Below are 20,262 nucleotides of genomic sequence, written 5' to 3'. Positions count from 1 at the left end.
CGCGCAAGCGGGAGAACGGAGCCTTCCATGACCACCACCTTCATCCTCGCCGGCGGCTGCTTCTGGTGCCTCGATGCCGCGTACCGCGCTCTCGATGGCGTGTCGGAGGTCGTGTCCGGCTACATCGGGGGGCACGTGCCGCACCCGAGCTACGAGGCCGTCTGCACCGGCACCACCGGGCACGCCGAAGCCGTATCGGTCACCTTCGACGCCGAGGTCATTCCCGCCGACGTGATCCTCGACGCGTTCTTCACGATGCACGACCCGCGTCAGCTCAACCGCCAGGGCGCCGATGTCGGCACCCAGTACCGTTCGGCCATGTTCCCTCTCGACGACGAGCAGGTCGAGGTCTTCACGGCGGCCCTCGAGCGCGCGGACGAGATGTGGGGCGGCGGCGTCGTGACGACGATGGAGCGCGGCGAGACCTTCTACCCCGCGGAGGACTACCACCAGGACTTCTTCGCGAAGAACCCCGGACAGGGGTACTGCCTCGCGGTCGCCGTTCCCAAGGTGAACAAGGTCCGGGCGCGTTTCGCGGAGTACGCACGAAGCTGACCCCTCCTCCCCATCCCCCCTCGACGGCGGTTCTGCACCGATGTGCGGAACCGCCGTCGGCGTTCCCGGGCGGGCCGCGAAGCTGGGAGCGCTCCGGCACCCGACGGGCACTCGGGTGCCGGAGCGTCCCACTGCGAGTGCCCGCCCGAGGAGCAGACATGTCAGACCGCATCACCGTCATCGGAAACGTCGCCACCGAGCCCGAGCAGCGCCGAACCGGCAGCGGCATCCCCGTCACGACCTTCAGACTCGCGAGCAGTCAGCGCCATCGCGACCCGCAGTCCGGCGAGTGGGTCGACGGTGCCACCAACTGGTACCGGGTCAGCGTCTTCCGAGCCCTCGGCGAGAATGCTTTCGCCTCGCTCCGGAAGGGGCAGCGGGTCTTCGTCGACGGCCGCCTGCGGGTGAGGGAGTGGGAGTCCGGCGGCAAGCGGGGCATCGAGATCGAGATCGACGCCGATGCGATCGGACCGGATCTGAAGTGGGGCACGGCGACCTTCCAGAAGGCGGCGCGGACCGAGGCTCCCGTCGTGCAGCATCCCGCGACCGGAGCAGGGGCGAGCGCCGGGAACGCCGGACGCGTCGACCCCGCCGACACCAACACCGACACCGACACCGACGGCGAGTGGTCGGTTGCCGACGTCCCCAGCGGAACGCTCGATGCGACGACCCCGTTCTGAGGCCGGAGCGCGTCGCCGGGTGCACCTAGAATCCAGGCATGCGCCTGACTCGTTCCCCGTTCGGTCGGTCGACGAGGGGGATGCTCGGCGCACTGACGGTGACGGTCGCCGTGTCGCTCGCCGGGTGCTCCGCGCTGTTTCCCGGGGGAACCGGGTCGACGACGGCGACGCCGACCGCCGGCCCGTCCGCCGCAGCGCCGCTGCAGCCGCTGGCCCCGGACAGCAGCGCGACCGACAACTTGCCGGTGTTCGCCGCGGTGATGAATCAGGTCGCCGCCTCACCCGACGGGGTCGCGGGCCGTGCCTACATCGACGCCCTCGTCGCCGCCGGATTCGACAAGGCAACGATGCAGGTGACGGCCGACCGCACGTCGGTCGACGACCCCGTCGACAGTCTGCAGTTCTCGGTGCTGTGGTGGGGCGAGTGCCTCGTCGGCCAGGTCGGCCCCTCCACTCCGTCGCCCACCGCGAAAGTGCTTCCTCAGCTTCCGAGCGGCGGCTGCCTGATCGGGAAGACCCGCCCCATCGACTGGTGAACCCGTGGGCTGAGGGCCGGAAGGCGGCGCCCCCGCCGACTAGACTCGATTCGTTATGGCCGAATACATCTACTCCATGGTCCGTGCCCGCAAGGCTGTCGGCGAGAAGCTCATCCTCGACGACGTCACGATGTCGTTCCTCCCCGGCGCGAAGATCGGCATGGTCGGCCCCAACGGTGCCGGCAAGTCGACGATCCTGAAGATCATGGCGGGCCTCGACCAGCCCTCCAACGGCGAGGCGAAGCTGACACCCGGCTTCACCGTCGGCATCCTGATGCAGGAGCCCGAGCTCGACGACACCAAGACCGTGCTCGAGAACATCGAGTCGGGCGTGGCGATCAAGGCCAAGCTCGACCGCTTCAACGAGATCTCGGCGCTCATGGCCGACCCCGACGCCGACTTCGACGCGCTCCTGGCCGAGATGGGCACCCTGCAGGAGGAGATCGACGCAGCCGACGGGTGGGACCTGGACTCCCAGCTGCACCAGGCGATGGAAGCACTCCGCACCCCGCCGGCCGACGCGTCGGTCGCCCCGCTCTCCGGTGGTGAGCGTCGCCGCGTCGCCCTGGCTCGCCTGCTGCTGCAGAAGCCCGACCTGCTGCTTCTCGACGAGCCCACCAACCACCTCGACGCCGAGAGCGTGCTCTGGCTCGAGCAGCACCTGCAGTCGTACAAGGGTGCGGTCATCGCCATCACCCACGACCGGTACTTCCTCGACAACGTCGCCGAATGGATCGCCGAGGTCGACCGCGGTCGCCTCATCGGCTACGAGGGCAACTACTCGACCTACCTCGAGAAGAAGGCCGAGCGCCTCGACATCCAGGGCAAGAAGGACGCCAAGCTCGCCAAGCGTCTCAAAGACGAGCTCGAGTGGGTTCGAAGCTCGGCCAAGGGACGCCAGACGAAGTCGAAGGCGCGTCTCGCCCGCTATGAGGAGATGGCCGCCGAGGCTGAACGCACGCGCAAGCTCGACTTCGAAGAGATCCAGATTCCCGCAGGTCCGCGGCTGGGCAGCGTCGTCATCGACGCGAAGAAGCTGCACAAGGCCTTCGGCGACCGCGTGCTCATCGACGGCCTGAGCTTCAATCTGCCCCCGAACGGCATCGTCGGCGTCATCGGTCCCAACGGCGTCGGCAAGACGACGCTCTTCAAGACCATCGTCGGGCTCGAGCCCCTCGACGGCGGTGACCTGAAGATCGGCGAGACCGTCAAGATCAGCTACGTCGACCAGTCGCGCGGCAACATCGATCCCGACAAGACGCTCTGGGAGGTCGTGTCGGACGGTCTCGACATCATCACCGTCGGCAAGACCGAGATCCCCTCACGCGCGTACGTCTCCAAGTTCGGATTCAAGGGACCGGACCAGCAGAAGAAGGCCGGCGTGCTCTCCGGCGGTGAGCGCAACCGTCTGAACCTCGCGCTGACGCTGAAGGAGGGTGGCAACCTGCTGCTCCTCGACGAGCCGACGAACGACCTGGATGTCGAGACCCTCAGCTCGCTCGAGAACGCCCTGCTCGAGTTCCCGGGCTGCGCCGTGGTCATCACCCACGACCGGTGGTTCCTCGACCGCATCGCGACCCACATCCTCGCGTACGAAGGCACGGCGGAGAACCCCGCGCAGTGGTACTGGTTCGAGGGCAACTTCGAGGCCTACGAGGCGAACAAGGTCGAGCGTCTCGGAGCGGATGCCGCCAACCCCGCGAAGTCCACCTACCGCAAGCTCACGCGTGACTGACGACGCATCGACGACGGTGGCCTCGGTGGTGGAAACCGCCGGGGCCACCCGCGTCCGCATCCCCATCCATCTGCGGTGGGGCGATCTCGACGCCCTCGGCCACGTGAACAACACGTCGATGCTCAAGCTCCTCGAGGAGGCGCGACTGCGCGCTTTCTGGAAGCCGGAGGCGGGCCTGTCCGGTCCATCGACGGCCATCCTCGATGCACTGAGCCTGTCGGCCGAGACGATGACCCTGATCGCGCGCCAGGAGATCGAGTACCTCGCGCCCGTGCCCTACGGCCAGCGTCCGCTCGACGTGCAGCTGTGGATCGGGCGGATCGGGGGCTCGAGCATCGATGTCTGCTACGAGGTGTACAGCCCGCGTGACGACGACGTGCAGACCTGCTACGCGCGCTCCACGGCGGTCGTGGTCATGGTCTCGACGGCGACGGGTCGACCCGTCCGGCTCACCGAGGAGATGCGAACGGCGTGGGCTCCCATCGTGGGGGAACCCATCGCCTACGCTCACCGGCGCTGATCGTCACTCGCGCCGGACGGGGCGGCCACGCGCACCATGATCTCCTGCGCGACACTCGCGATCAGCGCGCCCGAACGGTCGTAGATCCGACCGGTCGCGAGGCCACGGCCGCCTCGTGCGCTCGGCGACTCCTGCACGTACAGCAGCCACTCGTCGACCCGGGCGAAACGGTGCCACCACATGGCATGGTCGAGGCTCGCAACCTTCAACCCGGGCGTGGCCCATGCCAGTCCGTGCGCCCGCAGCACCGGTTCTTGAATGGTGAGGTCGCTGAGGAAAGCCAGTGCGGCGCGATGGATCGCGGGGTCGTCGGGGAGCGCAGAACGGGTGCGAGCCCAGACCGCCTGCCGGGGTGTGGCGTCGTCGTCGGGGGCGAGGTAGATGGGCGTGGTGACGTGCCGCAGCTCGATCGGGCTGGCCGAGAAGATCCGCCGGCTGAGCGGATGCATGCCGCTCAGCTGCTCTTCGAGCGCGGGGAGATCCTCGGGCTGGGGCATGCCCTCGGGCATCGGCTCACCGTGTTCGACTCCGGGATCCTCGTCTTCGAATGAGGCGATCATCGAGAAGATCGGTAGCCCGTTCTGGAAGGCCTGCGTCCGTCGGGTCGAGAACGACCGGCCGTCGTGGATGCGGTCGACGGAGAAGGTGATGTTGCGCGATGAGTCCCCGGGGCGCAGGAAGTACCCGTGCATCGAATGCGGAACCCGTTCCGTCGGCACGGTCCGCATCGCCGCCATCGTCGCCTGTGCGAGGACCTGCCCGCCGAACACGCGACCTTGCGGCATGACCTGCGACCGGCCCGTGAAGATGTCCTCGGTCGTCCGCGCCTCACTCGACGAGAGGTCGAGCACGCGAAGCATCGCGGTGACGGGATCAGCCTCTTCGACGGCGCTGTCGGGCACGCGCTCTCCGCTCTGTTGGGACATCGCTCGGTAGTCTAGGACGGATGTCCGAGCGCCTCCTCTTCCCGCAGCCCGACGTCGTCCGGGATGTCCTGACCTTCGCGGGGCGCGCCGCACGTCACGGTGACGGCGTGATCAGGCTGCAGGCGGGCGCCGGCATCCTGGTGATGACGTGCGCACCGCTCGCGCCGCGCACACTCACCGACGCCACGCCCTTCGTCCTCGCCCTTCGGACGGCACGTGTCGACCCGGAACTCGAATGCGATCTCGCCGTCGATGCTGCCGCACTCGCGCCCGACGCCGACGAACGCGCCGTGCGGTTGCCCGACAGCGGCGTCACGGCCACGTGGGCCGGGGTGTCGCCCCCGCGGTCGGGCTGGCGCGATGCGGGCTCCCTCGATTCCGCGCGGATCTCGCTGCGGGCCCAGTGGGGGATCGCCGCGGTCGCGCGGCAGCTGCCCGAAGCGGCGGGCGATGATGTCGTGCATCTGGTCCGCTCGACGATCTGGGGGGCGCCCGACGAGGATCTCGCAGGCCTGCCGCTCGGGGTCGCCTTCGCCGCCGTCGGGCTCGGCTTCATCGCGGGCGCGGAGTCGCCGACCATCCGTCGCACCGACGTGTGGACGCGCGTCTCGTTCGCTCGCGGACACGTGTTGACCCGCGGACCCGTCGCCATGGGCCTGACGCCGGTGCGGTCGACGGGCGCCGGACGCTGATTCAGTCCCGGGGCGGGTCGGGTGTCGTCGCCGGGTGCAGGCCCAGGCCCGCTCGCCGGTCGGAGCCGCCGGGACCGATCCCCGCGGGCTCGAACGTGTTGACCATCGCATAAGCCGCGCGTTCGAGGTAATCCCACAGCGTCGCCTCGTGCAACGGGGGCAGCGACAGCTCGTCGAGAGCCGTCCGCATGTGGCGCAGCCAGCGGTCGCGGGCGTCGGGATCGACGTGGAACGGACGATGGCGCATCCGCAGCCGGGGATGCCCGCGCTGTTCGCCGTAGGTCGTCGGACCGCCCCAGTACTGCTCGAGGAACATCGTCAGACGCTCGGCGGCGGGTCCGAGATCCGCCTCCGGGTACATCGGCCGCAGCACCTCGTCGGCGGCGACCTCGCGGTAGAAGACGTCGACCAGACGGACGAAGGTGTCGTGACCGCCGATCTCCTCGTAGAAGCTGAGCTGCTCGGTCACGTCGTGCCCTTCTCCTCGTCGCTGGATCCCTCGGCGCTCGACGGGGCACCGGACACCGGCGGCGTCTCGGGCGCCGCGTTGTCGGTGCAGTTCCGCCGCGGGCGCCACTGCGGGCGCGCTTTGAGGGGTGCCTGGGCGACGGGCTGCGGCTTGGTGTGCGGAGGATTCGCGCCGCGGACGCTCTGGGCGCCTTCGAGACCCGTCAGGATGATCGAGTTCAGCTGCGGCAGCTTCACGCCCAGGCCGTCGATGGCCTGCTTGAGCCGCATCCGCAGGGCGCGGGCGACATCGTCCTTGGCGTTCGGACGCGTCTTGACGACCAGCCGGATGACCAGCGCATCGCCGCTGATCGACTCGAGGCCCCAGATCTCGGGCTTCTCGATGATTCGCGTGCGCCACTTGGCCTCGCGTGCGAGCTCCTTCGCCGTGTCGAGCATGGCCTGCTCGACGACCTCGACGTCTGCGTCGGTGGGTACCGCGAGGTCGATGATCACCCGCGACCAGCCCTGCGACATGTTGCCGATGCGTGTGATCTCGCCGTTGCGGACGAACCACAGGGTGCCGTTGACGTCCCGCACGTGCGTGACACGGACGCTCACGTACTCGACGATGCCGGTGGCGAGCCCGAGGTCGACGACGTCGCCGATGCCGATCTGGTCCTCGGCGACGATGAACATCCCGTTCAGGACGTCCTTGACGATGTTCTGCGCTCCGAAACCGAGCCCGGCGCCGATCGCAGCGGACAAGAGAGTGAACGAGCTGAGGATGTTGGGATTGAGCACCCCGACGACCATGAGGATCGCGATGATGACGATCGTGACATTGACGATGTTGCTCAGGATCGATCCCAGTGTCCGGGTGCGCTGGACGATGCGCACCTGGGCGAGCGGCGACATGTCGATGGCGCGGGTGTCTTCGGCCTCGGCCCGGCTCTTGGCACCGCGCACGATGCGGTCGACGATGCGGGAGATCAGGCGGCGCATCACCCAGGACAGCGCGAACGCCCCGAGGATGATGCAGGCCACGGCGACGATGTTCCATCCTGCAGCGGTCAGGAACATCCAGAACTCGTCGGTGGCGAACTCCCAGGCGAACGGGGCGGGTGGTGGGTCGGCAGCGAAGGTCATCGATCCGATCCTAACGACGTCGCCCGCGACGTTCCCGAGAACGACGTCAGCCCTGCGAACCCGGCTCGGCCAGGCCGTGCGCGATCAGCACGGCGTGCACACGGTCGCGGGCGGGAAGCTTCGTCAGGATGCGTCCGACATGCGTCTTCACCGTCGACTCGCTCAGGAACAGCTCGGCGGCGATCTCAGCGTTGGTGAGGCCGCGCGCCATGACGGCGAGCACCTCCGCTTCCCGAGCCGTGAGCACGGACGGGGAGACCGGCTGCGGCGCGGGATGGCCCTCGGCGGTGACGAGCTCGATCATGCGACGGGTGACCCGCGGCGAGAGCGTGGCCTCGCCGGCGGCGACGGCACGGACGGCAGAGACCAGTTCGTCGCGTCGCGCGTCCTTGAGGAGGAAGCCGTTCGCACCGGCCCGGAGCGCACCGAAGGCGTACTCGTCGAGGTCGAAGGTGGTCAGCACGAGGACGGCGACGTCGGGATGGTCCTCGCGGATGCGCGCCGTCGCCTCGATGCCGTCGACGCCCGGCATCCGCACGTCCATGAGCACGACGTCGGGCGAGGATTCCGCCACGGCCTCGAGCGCCGCAGCGCCGTCGGCGGCCTCGGCCACGACCTCGATGCCGTCGGCCGCTTCGAGGACCATGCGGAATCCGAGGCGGATGAGTGTCTGGTCATCGACGATCAGCACGCGGATCGCACCAGAGGAGTCAACGGTCATGATTCTCCTGTCCGAGGGGGAGCCTCGCCCGCACGCGCCACCCGCGTCCGATTCTCGGACCTGCTGCGACCGTGCCGCCGGCGAGGGCGACGCGCTCCCGGAGGCCCCTCAGCCCGTACCCGGTGCCCGCCGACGGTGCCGGCGCGACGGTTTCCCCGTCGTCGTCGATCTCGACGTCGACGGCGTCCGCTCGGTAGGCGATGCGCACCTCGATGCGAGCGACGCCGCGAGCGTGGCGGATTGCGTTGGTCACGCCCTCCTGCACGATGCGCGAGATCGCGAGCTGGACGCCGCTCGCGAGATCCGGCCGGTCGCCGGAGACGGTCAACGTCGCATCGAAACCCGCCGCACGAGCCGACGCGACGGTCTCAGCCGTCGTGTCGCGGGCCAGGGGCGCGAGGGGCGCCGCCGCGTCGTCGGAGCGCAGGATGCCGAAGGTCGCTCGCATGTCACGGAGCGCCTCCCGGCCGGTGCTCGCGATCGCGGTCGCGCCCGGCCGTGCTCGGTCGATGTCGCTCGAGGCGGCGACCCCCTCTGCCAGAGCGACCATCACGGTGAGCGAGTGGGCGACGATGTCGTGCAGCTCGCGTGCGATCCGATCGCGCTCGGCGGCGGAGGCGAGCCGGGCCTGCTGATCCCGCTCGATGACCAGCTGGCGGGAGCGGTCGATGAGGGCTGCGACGTACCGATGCCGGTTGCCGACGTTCGCGCCGATGAGAGTCCCGATGAGTGCGGCGAGCACTTCTCCGACGACCGAGTTCCAGGCGATCGCCGGTGCGATCGCGCCGGCGAAGCCCAGAACGGCGGCCGTCGGGGCGATGATGCCGAGAGCGACGGAGACGCCGATGAGGCACGCCCGGGTGCTGCGGTGGACGGCGAGGGTGTACGCCGCGATGCCGAGGATGGGCCCGCCTGTGGCCACCGGCGCGAGCAGGTATGCCAGCGCCGTCGCCACAGCGCCGACGAAGACGACCGTCGGGTAGCGCCTGCGCAGAAGCAGCGAGGCGCAGCCGAGCACGATGACGACCATGACGACCGGCCCCGTCGTGGGCCAGTGCCTGCCGATCCCGACGGCCTCATCCCAGCGGTCGGTGAAGCTCGTCGCGGGAACGAGCGAGAACAGGAGACAGGCCATCGCGGTGAGGATGTCGGCGAAGACCGGATGCCGCGCCCAGAACCTCCGGAGGACGCCGGGAGGACGCGGAAGCCGCAGCTCATCGTCGTCGGACGACGGGCTGCGGCTTCCGGGAGACACCCCTTGTACCCTACGCGTCGGTCGAGCGGAGGACCGCCCAGCCGCCGAGCAGCGCGGCTGCCGGCCATGCCAGCAGCGTGATGAGCGCCGTCACGAAGTCCTCCGAGCCCGGTGAGGTCACCGTCTGCGCGGCGGCCGCGGGGAGGTACTGACCCAGATCGACGATCCACGCCCACGATTCCCCACCCAGGGCGAAGAGGCTGAGGACGATCGGCAGGACGAAGAGGATGCCCACCGTGGCGGCGATCGCGCCGGCGCCGTTTCGGATGATGAACCCCCAGCCGAGGCCGAGCAGCGCGAAGGTCGCCATGGCGAGCACACCGAGCACGAGCGGGATGGTCGACGACTCGGCATCCGACCAGTCGATGGCGCGATCGCCGAAGATCGGCGCCGAGGCGAGCACGGCCACGAGCGAGGTGACGATGGTCGTCGCGGCCAGCAGCAGCGCGACGACGATGCCCTTCGCGACGAGGACCGCGCCGCGACGGGGCTCCGCCGTGAGCGTCGACCGGATCATGCCGGTCGAGTACTCGCCGGTGATCGCCATGGCGCCCAGGATGCCCGCGACGAGCATTGTGAACTGCATGGGAGCGACGATCGCCATCACCGGGTTGAAGTCCCCGCCGAAGTCCTGCGAGGCCCACGCCATGAGCAGCGAGATGCCGATGGCGAGCGCGGCGGTGACGCCGAGCGACCACCAGGTCGAGCGGAGCGTCAGGAGTTTGATCGTCTCGCTCCGCACGAGGCGTCCGAACGACAGGCGAGCGTCCGTCTGTAAGACACGCGCGGGCGTCGGTGTCTGCACGGTGGTGGTGCTCATCGCACGGCCCCCTTCGTCTGGTATTCGACCGAACCCTCGGTGAGGGCCAGATAGGCCTCCTCGAGCGAACCGACACGCGGGCTGAGCTCATGGAGCGGGATGCCGTGCGCCGCGGCGGCGTCTCCGATCGCGGCGGCGGTGAGGCCGGCGACCTGCAGCAGGCCGGGTTCTCCGGAGGTGACGGCGACGTCGGGCCCAGCGATCAGACGCGTGAGCTCCTCGGCACGCGGTGTGCGGACGACGACGGTGTTGCTCGTCCAGGAGCGCACCAGCTCGTCGATGCCGGCATCGGCCAGCACGCGTCCCCGTCCGAGCACGATCACATGATCGGCGGTGAGTGCCATCTCGCTCATGAGGTGGCTCGAGAGCAGCACCGTGCGCCCCTGGGCGGCCTGGCCGCGCACGAACTGGCGCACCCAGCGCACACCCTCGGGGTCGAGGCCGTTGACGGGCTCGTCGAGGATGAGGGTCTGCGGGTCGCCGAGCAGGGCGGCGGCGATCCCGAGGCGCTGGCCCATGCCGAGCGAGAATTTGCCGGCGCGCTTGCCGGCCACCGACCCGAGCCCGGTGATCTCGATCACCTCGTCGACGCGGGACCGCGGGATGCCGTGCGTCGCGGCCATGGCGCGCAGATGGTTGCGCGCGCTGCGCCCGGTGTGCACCGCCTTGGCGTCGAGGAGGATGCCCACCTCGGTCAGCGGCGAGCGCAGAGAGCGGTAGTCGCGGCCATCGATCGTGACGCTCCCGGAGGAGGGCCGGTCGAGGCCGACGATCATGCGCATCGTGGTGGACTTGCCGGCGCCGTTCGGGCCGAGGAAGCCGGTCACCTTGCCCGACTGCACGGTGAAGCTCACCCCGTCCACGGCGGTCTTGTCTCCGTACCTCTTGGTGAGGCCATCTGCAACGATCATGCGTTCACGCTATCGACGGGGGGTCGCGGTGTCGTCCGCCACGAGTGCCGAGAACGCCGATGGGCGTCGTACCCGGGTACGACGCCCATCGGCACAGCGGATGACGTCAGGCCTGCGCGTCGCGCTCCTGGACCGAGAGCGCCCGCTCGACGCCGGCGAGGTTCTCGGCGACGAGGCGCCGAAGTGCGGCCGGGGCCTCGGTGTTCTGCGAGAGCCACGCGCGCGTCGCGTCGCGCAGGTCCGCATTGGCCAGCGCCGCGGGGTAGAGCCCGACGATCAGGTACTGGGCGATCTGGTAGCTGCGCGACTCCCAGATCGGCAGCAGCATCCGGAAGTACTCGTCCACGAACGGGGCGAGCAGCGCGACACCGGCCGGGTGCGTGAATCCGATGGCCGCCGAGCGTACGACCGTGTTGGGCAGGTCGTCGTTCTCGACGAGGGAGGCCCACGCCGCCTGCTTCGCATCGGCGGTGGGGAGGGCCGCACGCGCCTGCGCCGCGAACTCGCCGCCCTTGGCGGTGTTGTCGGCTGCGAGGGCGGCCTCGATGTCCGCGGCCGAGACGGCGCCGGAGGCGGCGAGCGAGACGAGGAGCGTCCACGAGAGGTCGGCGTCGATCTCCAGACCCGGCAGAGCGGTCTCGCCCGAGCGCAGCGCCCGGACGACGTCCGCGTGCTGGGGCGTCGATGCGGCCGACGCGAACGCGGTGACGAACTGCAGCTGGCTGTCACTCCCGGCTTCGGCCTGCTGTGCGAGCGACCACAGTCCGTCGGCGACCCGGTTGCGGGCGGCATCCCGAGTCTGCGGGTCGACGTAGGAGTTCGCGGCGAGCTGCAGCTGTCCGAGCGTCGTGCGGACGGTGGTCGACTCGGTCTCGGTGCCGATGTTGCGGAGCACGAGATCGATGTAGTCCGTCGCCGAGGCCTCGGCGTCGCGGGTCTGATCCCACGCCGCACCCCACACGAGCGAACGGGCGAGGGGGTCGCTGATCTTCGCGAGGTGCTCGATCGCGGTGCGGAGCGAGCGCTCGTCGAGGCGGATCTTCGCGTAGGCGAGGTCGCCGTCGTTGAGGAGGACGAGGTCGGGCTGGACGCGTCCCCGCAGCTCGGGCACCTCGGTCAGATCGCCGTCCACGTCGAGTTCGACGTGGTGCGTGCGCACGAGCTCCCCGTCCCGCAGTGCATAGAAGCCGACGCCGAGTCGGTGCGGGCGGATCGTGGGGTAGTCGGCGGGCGCGGTCTGAACGATCGCGAACCGGGTGATGATGCCGTCCCCATCGGTCGCGATCTCGGGCTCGAGGGTGTTCACGCCCGCCGTCTCGAGCCACTTCTTCGACCAGGTCTCGAGCTCGCGACCGCTCGTCGCCTCGAGCTCGACGAGGAGGTCGGACAGCTCGGTGTTACCCCATGCGTGCTTGCGGAAGTACGCGGAGACGCCGGCGAAGAACGCCTCGACCCCCACCCAGGCGGCGAGCTGCTTGAGCACCGAGCCGCCCTTGGCGTAGGTGATGCCGTCGAAGTTGACCTGCACGTCCTCGAGGTCGTTGATGCGGGCGACGACGGGATGCGTGGAGGGCAGCTGGTCCTGGCGGTAGGCCCAGGTCTTCTCCATCGCGTTGAACGTGGTCCAGGCCTCGGTCCACTCGGTGGCCTCGGCCGTCGCGATCGTCGACGCCCACTCGGCGAACGACTCGTTGAGCCAGAGGTCGTTCCACCACTTCATCGTCACGAGGTCGCCGAACCACATGTGGGCGAGCTCGTGGAGGATCGTCACGACACGACGCTCCTTGACGGCGTCGGTCACCTTGGAGCGGAAGACGTAGGTCTCGGTGAACGTCACCGCGCCGGCGTTCTCCATCGCGCCGGCGTTGAACTCCGGCACGAACAGCTGGTCGTACTTCGCGAACGGGTAGGGCACGCCGAACTTGTCCTCGAAGTAGGCGAAGCCCTGGCGGGTCTTCTCGAAGACATAGTCGGCGTCGAGGTACTGCCACAGGCTCTTGCGCGCGTAGACGCCGAGCGGGATGACGCGGCCGTCGGCGCTCGTGAGCTCGGAGAACACCTGCTCGTAGGGCCCCGCGACGAGTGCGGTGATGTACGACGAGATGCGCGGGGTCGGCTCGAAGGCCCAGGTGGCGGTGCCGCCGTCACCGGGGACCGGCTCGGGGGTGGGGGAGTTGGAGACGACCTTCCACTCGGCCGGGGCCGTGATGGTGAAGCGGAACTCCGCCTTCAGGTCGGGCTGCTCGAAGACGGCGAAGACGCGGCGCGAGTCGGGCACCTCGAACTGGGAGTAGAGGTACACCTCGCCGTCGACGGGGTCGACGAAGCGGTGGAGACCCTCGCCGGTGTTCGTGTAGAGGCAGTCCGCGTCGACGATGAGCTCGTTCTGGGCGGCGAGCCCGTCGAGCGCGATGCGCGAGTCGTCGAAAGCGCCCGGGTCGATCGTCCGGCCGTTGAGCGTGATCTCACGCACGTCGCGCGCGATCAGGTCGATGAAGGTCGAAGCGCCCTCGGTGGCGGCGAATCGGATGACCGTGCGGGAACGGAAGACCTCCGCGCCGACGGTCAGATCGAGGGCGATGTCGTAGGACTGCGTGTCGACGATCGCGCGGCGCTCCTGCGCCTCGATGCGGGTGAGATTCTCTCCAGGCACGTGCGTTCTGCTCCCAGGGTCGGGGTGAGGATTCGGGCCGCGCGCTGCTGGCGCCGACGGCAACCGTGCCAGCCTACGCTTTCGGGGCCGTCACGTTCATAGGATGGTGCCATGCGCATCCACATCGCGACCGACCACGCCGGTCTCGAGTTCTCCACTCAGCTCCAGCACCACCTCGCCGCGGCCGGTCACGACGTCGTCGACCACGGACCGATCGAGTACGACCCCGTCGACGATTACCCCGCGTTCTGCATCCGGGCGGCGGAGGCTGTCGTCCGAGACCAGCAGGCGGGTGTCGAGGCCCTGGGTGTCGTCTTCGGAGGGTCGGGCAACGGCGAGCAGATGGCGGCCAACAAGGTGCACGGCGCGCGCGCGGCACTCGTGTGGAACATTCCCACGGCCGAGCTCGCCCGCGAGCACAACGACGCGAACGTCATCGCGATCGGAGCCCGTCAGCACACCTTCGACGAGGCCGTGACCTTCATCGACCGCTTCATCGAGACGCCGTTCAGCGGCGAGGAGCGCCACGCCCGCCGCATCGGACAGCTCGCCGCCTACGAGGCCGACGGCAGTCTCCTTCCCGACCCGCGCGCGGTCTCCGGCGGAACCGCGTCGCCGCTTCCTGCTTCCGACTCCTTCGACCCGGAAGCGGGCTGATGCCCGAAGGCCACTCCGTCCACCGGATCGCCCGCCAGTTCGACCGGAACGTCGTGGGCCGCGTCGTCGCCGCCTCGAGTCCGCAGGGCCGCTTCGCGGAGGGCGCGGCCGTCCTCGACGGCCGCGAGGCCGTCGAGGCTCGGGCGGTCGGAAAGCAGATGTTCCTCGCCTTCGAGGACGACGTCTGGCTCCGAGTCCATCTGGGCATGTACGGGGCGTGGGACTTCGCCGGCGAGATCGTGGCCGATCCCACGATCGCTTCGGCCAACGGGCGGATGGGTCAGACGAACCAGCGGGGAACCGACGTGGCCGCGGTCTTCGACAGCGCGGGAGAGAACTCGCTCAGCTCGATCGGGGCGCCTCGGCGCACGCGCGCCCGGGTCCGCATGAGCGAGCAGACCACGGGGCTCGAGGGCGACGGGACGCAGCTCGACGACGCCGAGTGGCCGCCGCCAGTGGTCGGTCAGGTCCGCCTGCGGTTGCTCACGGAGGTCACCTCCGCCGATCTGCGCGGCCCCACCGCCTGCCAGCTGCAGACGCCGGAGGAAGTGCGGGCGACGATCGCCAAGCTCGGACCGGATCCGCTCGTCGACGACGTGACCGAGGGCGAGGAGCAGTTCACGTCCGTGGTTCGCCGCAAGCCGACGCCCATCGGGCTGCTGCTCATGGACCAGAGCGTGGTCAGCGGCATCGGCAACGTCTACCGAGCCGAGCTGCTGTTCCGCGCGCGACTGAACCCGCACACCCCCGGTCGCGACGTGCCGGAGGAGGTGGTCCGCGGCCTGTGGCGCGACTGGGTCCGGCTCCTGGCGATCGGCGTCGAGACCGGTCAGATGATGACGATGGACGACCTGGATCCCGAGGCTTGGCGACGAGCGATGGCGCATCGCGACGACCGCCACTGGGTCTATCACCGCGCGGGGCTTCCGTGCCGCGTGTGCGGCACGGCGATCGTCCTCGAAGAGATGGCTTCGCGGAAGCTGTACTGGTGCCCGAACTGCCAGAGATGAGCGAATGAGACAGAATCCGAGCTTCGCCATGACCGACGTCACCGAACTGCGTCGCGTCATCGACGAGAACCCCTGGGTCACGATCGTGAGCGGGGCCGACGAGGGCCTCGTCGCGTCGCATTACGCTGTGCTGCTCGACGAGGAGCGCGACGATCTGACCATCGTCGGCCACGTCGGCCGTCCGGACGACATCGTCCACGGTCTCGGCGAACGCGAACTCCTCGTCGTCGTGCAAGGACCGCATGGGTACGTGTCGCCCAGCTGGTACGGCGACGTGCCCGCCGTCCCGACGTGGAACTTCGTCTCCGTCCACCTCGCCGGCGTTCCCGAGATACTGCCGCCCGACGAGAATCTGCGCGTGCTCGAACGCCTCGTCGACCGGTTCGAGTCCGGCCTTCCCGAGCCGCGCGGCATGTGGGCACCGCCCAACGACGACGACTTCGTGCAACGGCTCGAGCGCGGCACGGTCGGATTCCGGCTGACCCCGACGCGCGTGAACGCCAAGCGGAAGCTGAGTCAGAATCGACCGGATGCCGTGGTCGACACGATCATCACCGAGGTCGAGGCGAGCGCGAGTCCCTATGCCGACCCGCGGCTGGGCGCCGAGATGCGCCGCGCCCACGCGGCGATGCGCGCGGCGCGCGAGGGGCGGTCGTGAGCGGTCGCAGTCTCGGCGAGACCGTGGATGTCGTCGCCGGCGTGCGATTGACCGGCCCCGGCCGCACCGACCCCTTCGGGACCGATCCCGTCGACGTGCACCTGTCGAACGGGAAGGTCGTCGACATCGCTCCGGCGGGCGCACTTCCCCGGCGCGGCGTCGTGCTCGACGGCGCCGGGGGCTGGTTGCTCCCGGGGCTGTGGGACCATCACGTGCACACCGTGCAGTGGGCGCTCGCATCGCGGCGCGCCGACCTCGACGGCGTCTCCTCGGCAGCGGAGGCGGCGAGCGTGATGGCACGGGTGCCGGTCGACCGGGACGGCCGGCGTGTCGGGTCGGGGTTCCGCGACGCGCTGTGGCGCGACCGGCCGTCGCTCGATCTGCTCGACGCGGCGACGGGGGAGGTCCCCACTTATCTCATCAACGCCGATGTCCACAGCGTCTGGCTCAACACCGCGGCGCTCGGGCGCGAGGGCATGCAGTCACCCGACGGCGTCCTGCGGGAGGAACCGGCGTTCGAGATCTCGCGCCGGCTGAACGCGATCGACCCGTCGGTCGCCGATGCGGCGGTCAGTGATGCGATGACCGTGGCCGCGGCTCGCGGTGTGGTCGGGATCGTCGATCTCGACATGTCATGGAACGCCGGCGCGTGGGACCGCCGTCTCGCCCGGGGGTACGACGCGGTGCGCGTCTCCTTCGGCGTCTACGCCAGCGCGCTGGAGCGCGCGATCGCCGAGGGGCTCGAGACGGGTGACGCGATAGACGCGGCCGGACTCATCCGGATGGGGCCCTTCAAGGTCATCACCGACGGCTCCCTGGGAACGCGGACGGCGGCCTGCTCCCACCACTATCCGGGTGCCGAGAGCGACTTCGGCGTGATGACCGTGCCGCCGCCCGAGCTCGGCGAGCTCATGCGGCGGGCGACCGGGGCCGGCATCGCCTGTGCGGTGCATGCGATCGGCGATGTCGCGAACTCGCACGCGCTCGATGCATTCGCGGCGACGGGGGCGACCGGGACGATCGAGCATGCGCAGCTCGTCGCGCACGCCGACATCCCGCGTTTCGCGCGGCTCGGTGTCGCGGCGAGCGTGCAGCCCTCGCACGCCGTCGACGACCGCGACATGGCAGAGGAGTACTGGGAGGGCCAGACCGCTGTCGCGTATCCGTTGCGCGAGCTCGTCGACGCCGGCGCGAATCTGCTCTTCGGGTCGGATGCGCCCGTCGCCGGGCTCGACCCCTGGGCGACGATGGCGGATGCCGTCTTCCGCACGCGCGACGCCCGTGAGCCGTGGCGCGCGCATCAGCGGGTCTCCGCGGCCGTCGCGCTCGCGGCGTCGACTGCCGGAGGATCGGATGCCGGGTCGGCGATCGCACCGGGTGACACCGCCGACCTCATCGTGGTCGACCGGGATCCGCTCGCCGCAACGACCTCGGAGGAGCTCCGCTCCACGGCCGTCAGCGCGACACTGCTGGCGGGCCGCCTGACGCACGTGTCCTGACGGACGGCTGCACGAGACGGTCGGAAACGCGAAACGGCGTGAGGATCGGGCACCGGGGGCGATCATCACGCCCGGTAGCGATCCTCACGCCGTCTCGTCGGCGCGGAGGGTTACTCGGCGAGGTGGGCGAGGAGGAACCAGCGGTCCTTGTCCACGCCGCGCTTGATCTCGATGGCGACGTCCTGGCTCGTCAGGTCGACCTCGTCGAGCCCGTCGATCGCGTCCTGAAGGTCGACGAGAGCGGCGTCGATGTCGGAGACGATCGCCTTGATCTCGTCACGCCACTGTGCGAAGCCGGCAGGAACGGCCGTCGACGTCTTCTCGGCGATGGTCGACACGCGCGAGTCGACCGGCAGGCCCAGGGCGACGATCCGCTCAGCGGCCGTGTCGGCGTAATCCTGCGCGTGGGCGACGACGGAGTCGAGCAGCTCGTGGATCGCGATGAAGTTCGAGCCGCGGACATTCCAGTGAGCCTGCTTGCCGTTGACGACGAGCGCCTGCATCTTGTGCACGACCGGGGTGAGGAACTGCGCCGCAGCGGCAGCGACCTCGGGGTCGGCGGTGAGAGCGGGGGTGGTGGTGTTGATGTCAGTCATGTCTGCGCCTCCTTCTGGCAGGTCGAGGCCTGCGTCTGCTCAAACGCTACTCACGCCGGAACATTCCGCAAGCAAGAGAAGGCTCGGCTCACCGGGCACGGCGGCACCATCGCGGAGATGACAAAGCTCCTCCTCACCACAGGGCGAGAAGGAGCGACGGAGGGGCTGACGAGAATCGAACTCGCATCATCTGTTTGGAAGACAGAGGCTTTACCACTAAGCTACAGCCCCGCATCCGACCGGAATCGGATGACGGTTCACCGGCGGACGGACTCGAAAAGCCCGCCGAACGGCAACCCGATCAGTCTAGCGGACTCCGTCGGCTAGACTGACCACGGCCGTTTTCCGACGCACGTCGCGGCGCGCCCGGGGCGTAGCTCAGCTTGGTAGAGCGCCCGCTTTGGGAGCGGGAGGCCGCAGGTTCAAATCCTGTCGCCCCGACAAACGGCCCCACGAACCCAGACCACTGAACGGACGCGCATGTGCGCGGCCGGATAAAGGAGAACGACAGGCATGGTCACCAGCACCGTCGAGACGCTCAGCCCCACCCGGGTGAAGCTCCACATCACGGTCAGCCCGGACGAGCTCAAGCCGAGCATCACCCACGCGTACGAGCACATCGCTCAGGACGTGCAGATCCCCGGTTTCCGCAAGGGCAAGGTGCCCGCCCCGATCATCGACCAGCGCGTCGGCCGCGGCGCGGTCATCGAGCACGCCGTCAGCGAGGGCCTTGACGGCTTCTACCGCGAGGCCGTGACGGCCAACGAGCTGCGCGTCCTGGGTCGCCCGTCGGCCGAGGTCGTCGACTGGCCCAGCGACAAGGACTTCTCGGGTGACCTGAAGGTCGAGGTCGAGGTCGACGTCCGCCCCGACTTCGAGCTGCCCGCCTACGACGACATCACGATCGAGGTCGAGCCCGTCGCCACCGACGACGCCGCCATCGACGAGGAGCTCGACCGCCTGCGCGGCCGCTTCGGGACGCTCGTCACCGTCGACCGTCCCGCCACGAAGGGCGACTTCGTCGAGCTCGACCTCGTCGCGACGATCGACGGCAACGAGATCGACCGCGCCGAAGGCGTGTCGTACGAGGTCGGCTCGGGCGAACTGCTCGAGGGCATCGACGAGGCGATCGAGTCGCTCACCGGCGGCGAGGACACGACCTTCCGCTCGAAGCTGGTCGGCGGCGACCACGCGGGCGAAGAGGCCGAGGTGGCCGTGACGGTCAAGGCCGTCAAGGAGCGCGAACTGCCCGAGGCGGACGACGACTTCGCTCAGATGGCGAGCGAGTTCGACACGATCGCCGAGCTCCGCGAGAGCCTGTCGGAGCGCGTGTCGCAGCAGAGCCTGTTCACGCAGGGTGCCGCAGCGCGGGACAAGCTCGTCGACGCTCTTCTCGAGAAGGTCGAGATCCCGGTTCCGGCCGGTCTCGTCGAAGACGAGGTGCACGCGCACCTCGAGGGCGAGGGACGTCTCGAGGACGACACCCACCGTGCCGAGGTCACCGAGGCGAGCGAGAAGCAGTTCCGCACCCAGATGGTCCTCGACAAGATCGCCGAGAAGCACGAGATCCAGGTCTCGCAGGACGAGCTGACCCAGTACCTGATCCAGGCCTCGGCCCAGTACGGCATGGCCCCGCAGGACTTCGTCAACACCCTGCAGCAGAACGGGCAGCTGCCCGTGATGGTGGGCGAGGTCGCTCGCAACAAGGCGCTGGCTGTCGCCCTCGGGAAGGTCACGGTCGTCGACACCGACGGCAAGTCGGTCGACCTCACCGGCTTCATCACCGTCGAGGGCGAGGAGTCCGCCGACGCGGCGGACGAGACCGAGCAGCCCGCCGAGAGCGACGCCGCCGACTCCGCGGCCGCGGACGAGGCGCCCGCCGAGACGAAGGCACCGGCCAAGAAGGCCCCCGCCAAGAAGGCTCCGGCCAAGAAGAAGGCCGAGACCGCCGACGAGGCGCCCGCCGCCACCGACGAGGCGCCCGGCGCCGAGGACGAGAAGGCTCCGGACGAGAAGGCTCCGGCCGAGAAGGTTCCGGCCAAGAAGGCGCCGGCGAAGAAGGCTCCGGCCAAGAAGAAGGCCGCCGAGGAGACCGTTGCCGAGTGATCGCATGATCCCGGCGGTCGCCTGACCGCGCGGAGGGGGTGGATGCTGCGGCATCCGCCCCCTCCGTCGTTCCACGGCGTGAGTGGCGACCTCGGGCGGCGACACGGCTATGCCCACGGCGAACACGGCCGGGGGC

At 69.6% G+C, this 20,262-nt stretch carries 20 protein-coding genes and 2 tRNA genes; 12 read left to right on the top strand and 10 right to left on the bottom strand.

The window, feature by feature from the left end:
• The first annotated feature begins 27 nt into the window (after positions 1-27).
• The 5 genes from msrA (at position 28) to ACPYN5_RS13800 (ending at position 4,026) form a co-directional block, all read left to right on the top strand.
• Positions 28-555 (top strand): peptide-methionine (S)-S-oxide reductase MsrA, encoded by a 528-nt coding sequence (gene msrA / locus ACPYN5_RS13820; protein ID WP_424449562.1) that lies wholly within the window; start codon positions 28-30, stop codon positions 553-555.
• Positions 556-713: 158 nt separating this feature from the next.
• Complete coding sequence (locus ACPYN5_RS13815) at positions 714-1,235, top strand: single-stranded DNA-binding protein (protein WP_424449561.1); 522 nt, start codon at positions 714-716, stop codon at positions 1,233-1,235.
• Positions 1,236-1,273: 38 nt separating this feature from the next.
• Positions 1,274-1,771 carry a DUF6993 domain-containing protein gene (locus tag ACPYN5_RS13810; RefSeq protein ID WP_424449560.1) on the top strand — a complete coding sequence of 166 codons (498 nt, stop codon included), beginning with the start codon at positions 1,274-1,276 and terminating at the stop codon, positions 1,769-1,771.
• A 55-nt stretch (positions 1,772-1,826) separates the two neighbouring features.
• A complete protein-coding gene (gene ettA, locus ACPYN5_RS13805) occupies positions 1,827-3,506 on the top strand; it encodes an energy-dependent translational throttle protein EttA (protein ID WP_424449559.1) in 1,680 nt (559 codons plus the stop codon).
• On the top strand, positions 3,499-4,026 hold the full coding sequence (locus tag ACPYN5_RS13800) for an acyl-CoA thioesterase (protein ID WP_424449558.1): 528 nt from the start codon (positions 3,499-3,501) through the stop codon (positions 4,024-4,026). Before ettA ends, ACPYN5_RS13800 begins: the two co-directional genes overlap by 8 nt.
• Here ACPYN5_RS13800 and ACPYN5_RS13795 read toward each other — a convergent pair.
• Entirely contained in the window at positions 4,014-4,886 is an 873-nt protein-coding gene (locus ACPYN5_RS13795) for an acyl-CoA thioesterase (RefSeq protein ID WP_424449679.1), read from the bottom strand. The genes ACPYN5_RS13800 and ACPYN5_RS13795 overlap by 13 nt on opposite strands.
• 86 nt (positions 4,887-4,972) lie before the next feature.
• Between ACPYN5_RS13795 and ACPYN5_RS13790 the strand changes: the two genes are divergently transcribed.
• Entirely contained in the window at positions 4,973-5,644 is a 672-nt protein-coding gene (locus ACPYN5_RS13790) for a DUF8185 domain-containing protein (RefSeq protein ID WP_424449557.1), read from the top strand.
• Position 5,645: 1 nt separating this feature from the next.
• On the opposite strand, the gene ACPYN5_RS13785 is transcribed toward ACPYN5_RS13790, so the two are convergent.
• The 7 genes from ACPYN5_RS13785 to pepN all read right to left on the bottom strand — a co-directional run bounded on the left by ACPYN5_RS13785 (position 5,646) and on the right by pepN (position 13,600).
• Positions 5,646-6,113: a globin gene (locus tag ACPYN5_RS13785; protein WP_424449556.1), complete on the bottom strand. Its 468-nt coding sequence runs from the start codon at positions 6,111-6,113 to the stop codon at positions 5,646-5,648.
• Positions 6,110-7,240, bottom strand: a complete 1,131-nt coding sequence (locus tag ACPYN5_RS13780) for a mechanosensitive ion channel family protein (protein ID WP_424449555.1) — start codon at positions 7,238-7,240, stop codon at positions 6,110-6,112. The genes ACPYN5_RS13785 and ACPYN5_RS13780 overlap by 4 nt, the downstream gene beginning before the upstream one ends.
• Positions 7,241-7,286: 46 nt before the next feature.
• Entirely contained in the window at positions 7,287-7,961 is a 675-nt protein-coding gene (locus ACPYN5_RS13775) for a response regulator transcription factor (RefSeq protein WP_424449554.1), read from the bottom strand.
• Complete coding sequence (locus ACPYN5_RS13770; RefSeq protein ID WP_424449553.1) at positions 7,951-9,216, bottom strand: histidine kinase; 1,266 nt, start codon at positions 9,214-9,216, stop codon at positions 7,951-7,953. The genes ACPYN5_RS13775 and ACPYN5_RS13770 overlap by 11 nt, the downstream gene beginning before the upstream one ends.
• A 10-nt stretch (positions 9,217-9,226) precedes the next feature.
• Complete coding sequence (locus ACPYN5_RS13765) at positions 9,227-10,036, bottom strand: ABC transporter permease (RefSeq protein WP_424449552.1); 810 nt, start codon at positions 10,034-10,036, stop codon at positions 9,227-9,229.
• The gene (locus tag ACPYN5_RS13760; protein ID WP_424449551.1) at positions 10,033-10,947 is read right to left on the bottom strand and encodes an ABC transporter ATP-binding protein; all 915 of its coding nucleotides are present in this window, start codon (positions 10,945-10,947) and stop codon (positions 10,033-10,035) included. The genes ACPYN5_RS13765 and ACPYN5_RS13760 overlap by 4 nt, the downstream gene beginning before the upstream one ends.
• A 106-nt stretch (positions 10,948-11,053) precedes the next feature.
• Positions 11,054-13,600 carry an aminopeptidase N gene (gene pepN, locus ACPYN5_RS13755; RefSeq protein ID WP_424449550.1) on the bottom strand — a complete coding sequence of 849 codons (2,547 nt, stop codon included), beginning with the start codon at positions 13,598-13,600 and terminating at the stop codon, positions 11,054-11,056.
• 111 nt (positions 13,601-13,711) lie between these two features.
• Between pepN and ACPYN5_RS13750 the strand changes: the two genes are divergently transcribed.
• From ACPYN5_RS13750 to ACPYN5_RS13735, 4 genes are read left to right on the top strand one after another with little or no spacing between them, the layout of a single operon-like run.
• Positions 13,712-14,257 (top strand): ribose-5-phosphate isomerase, encoded by a 546-nt coding sequence (locus ACPYN5_RS13750; protein ID WP_424449549.1) that lies wholly within the window; start codon positions 13,712-13,714, stop codon positions 14,255-14,257.
• Positions 14,257-15,267, top strand: coding sequence for an Fpg/Nei family DNA glycosylase (locus tag ACPYN5_RS13745; protein WP_424449548.1), 1,011 nt, complete (start codon positions 14,257-14,259; stop codon positions 15,265-15,267). The genes ACPYN5_RS13750 and ACPYN5_RS13745 overlap by 1 nt, the downstream gene beginning before the upstream one ends.
• A 4-nt stretch (positions 15,268-15,271) precedes the next feature.
• On the top strand, positions 15,272-15,925 hold the full coding sequence (locus ACPYN5_RS13740) for an FMN-binding negative transcriptional regulator (protein ID WP_424449547.1): 654 nt from the start codon (positions 15,272-15,274) through the stop codon (positions 15,923-15,925).
• On the top strand, positions 15,922-17,424 hold the full coding sequence (locus tag ACPYN5_RS13735) for an amidohydrolase (RefSeq protein ID WP_424449546.1): 1,503 nt from the start codon (positions 15,922-15,924) through the stop codon (positions 17,422-17,424). The genes ACPYN5_RS13740 and ACPYN5_RS13735 overlap by 4 nt, the downstream gene beginning before the upstream one ends.
• A 110-nt stretch (positions 17,425-17,534) precedes the next feature.
• Here the strand turns inward: ACPYN5_RS13735 and ACPYN5_RS13730 are convergent, their stop codons facing one another.
• Positions 17,535-18,020 carry a Dps family protein gene (locus ACPYN5_RS13730; RefSeq protein WP_424449545.1) on the bottom strand — a complete coding sequence of 162 codons (486 nt, stop codon included), beginning with the start codon at positions 18,018-18,020 and terminating at the stop codon, positions 17,535-17,537.
• Between the two features lie 160 nt (positions 18,021-18,180).
• A tRNA-Gly gene (locus tag ACPYN5_RS13725) sits at positions 18,181-18,251 on the bottom strand.
• Between the two features lie 136 nt (positions 18,252-18,387).
• On the opposite strand from ACPYN5_RS13725, the gene ACPYN5_RS13720 reads away from it, so the two are divergent.
• Positions 18,388-18,461, top strand: a tRNA-Pro gene (locus ACPYN5_RS13720).
• Between the two features lie 72 nt (positions 18,462-18,533).
• Positions 18,534-20,126: a trigger factor gene (gene tig, locus ACPYN5_RS13715; protein ID WP_424449544.1), complete on the top strand. Its 1,593-nt coding sequence runs from the start codon at positions 18,534-18,536 to the stop codon at positions 20,124-20,126.
• Positions 20,127-20,262 lie beyond the last annotated feature (136 nt).

The organism is Microbacterium arborescens, assembly GCF_049707515.1.
Classification (GTDB): domain Bacteria; phylum Actinomycetota; class Actinomycetes; order Actinomycetales; family Microbacteriaceae; genus Microbacterium; species Microbacterium arborescens_B.
This window is presented reverse-complemented; position numbering and strand designations above follow the sequence as displayed.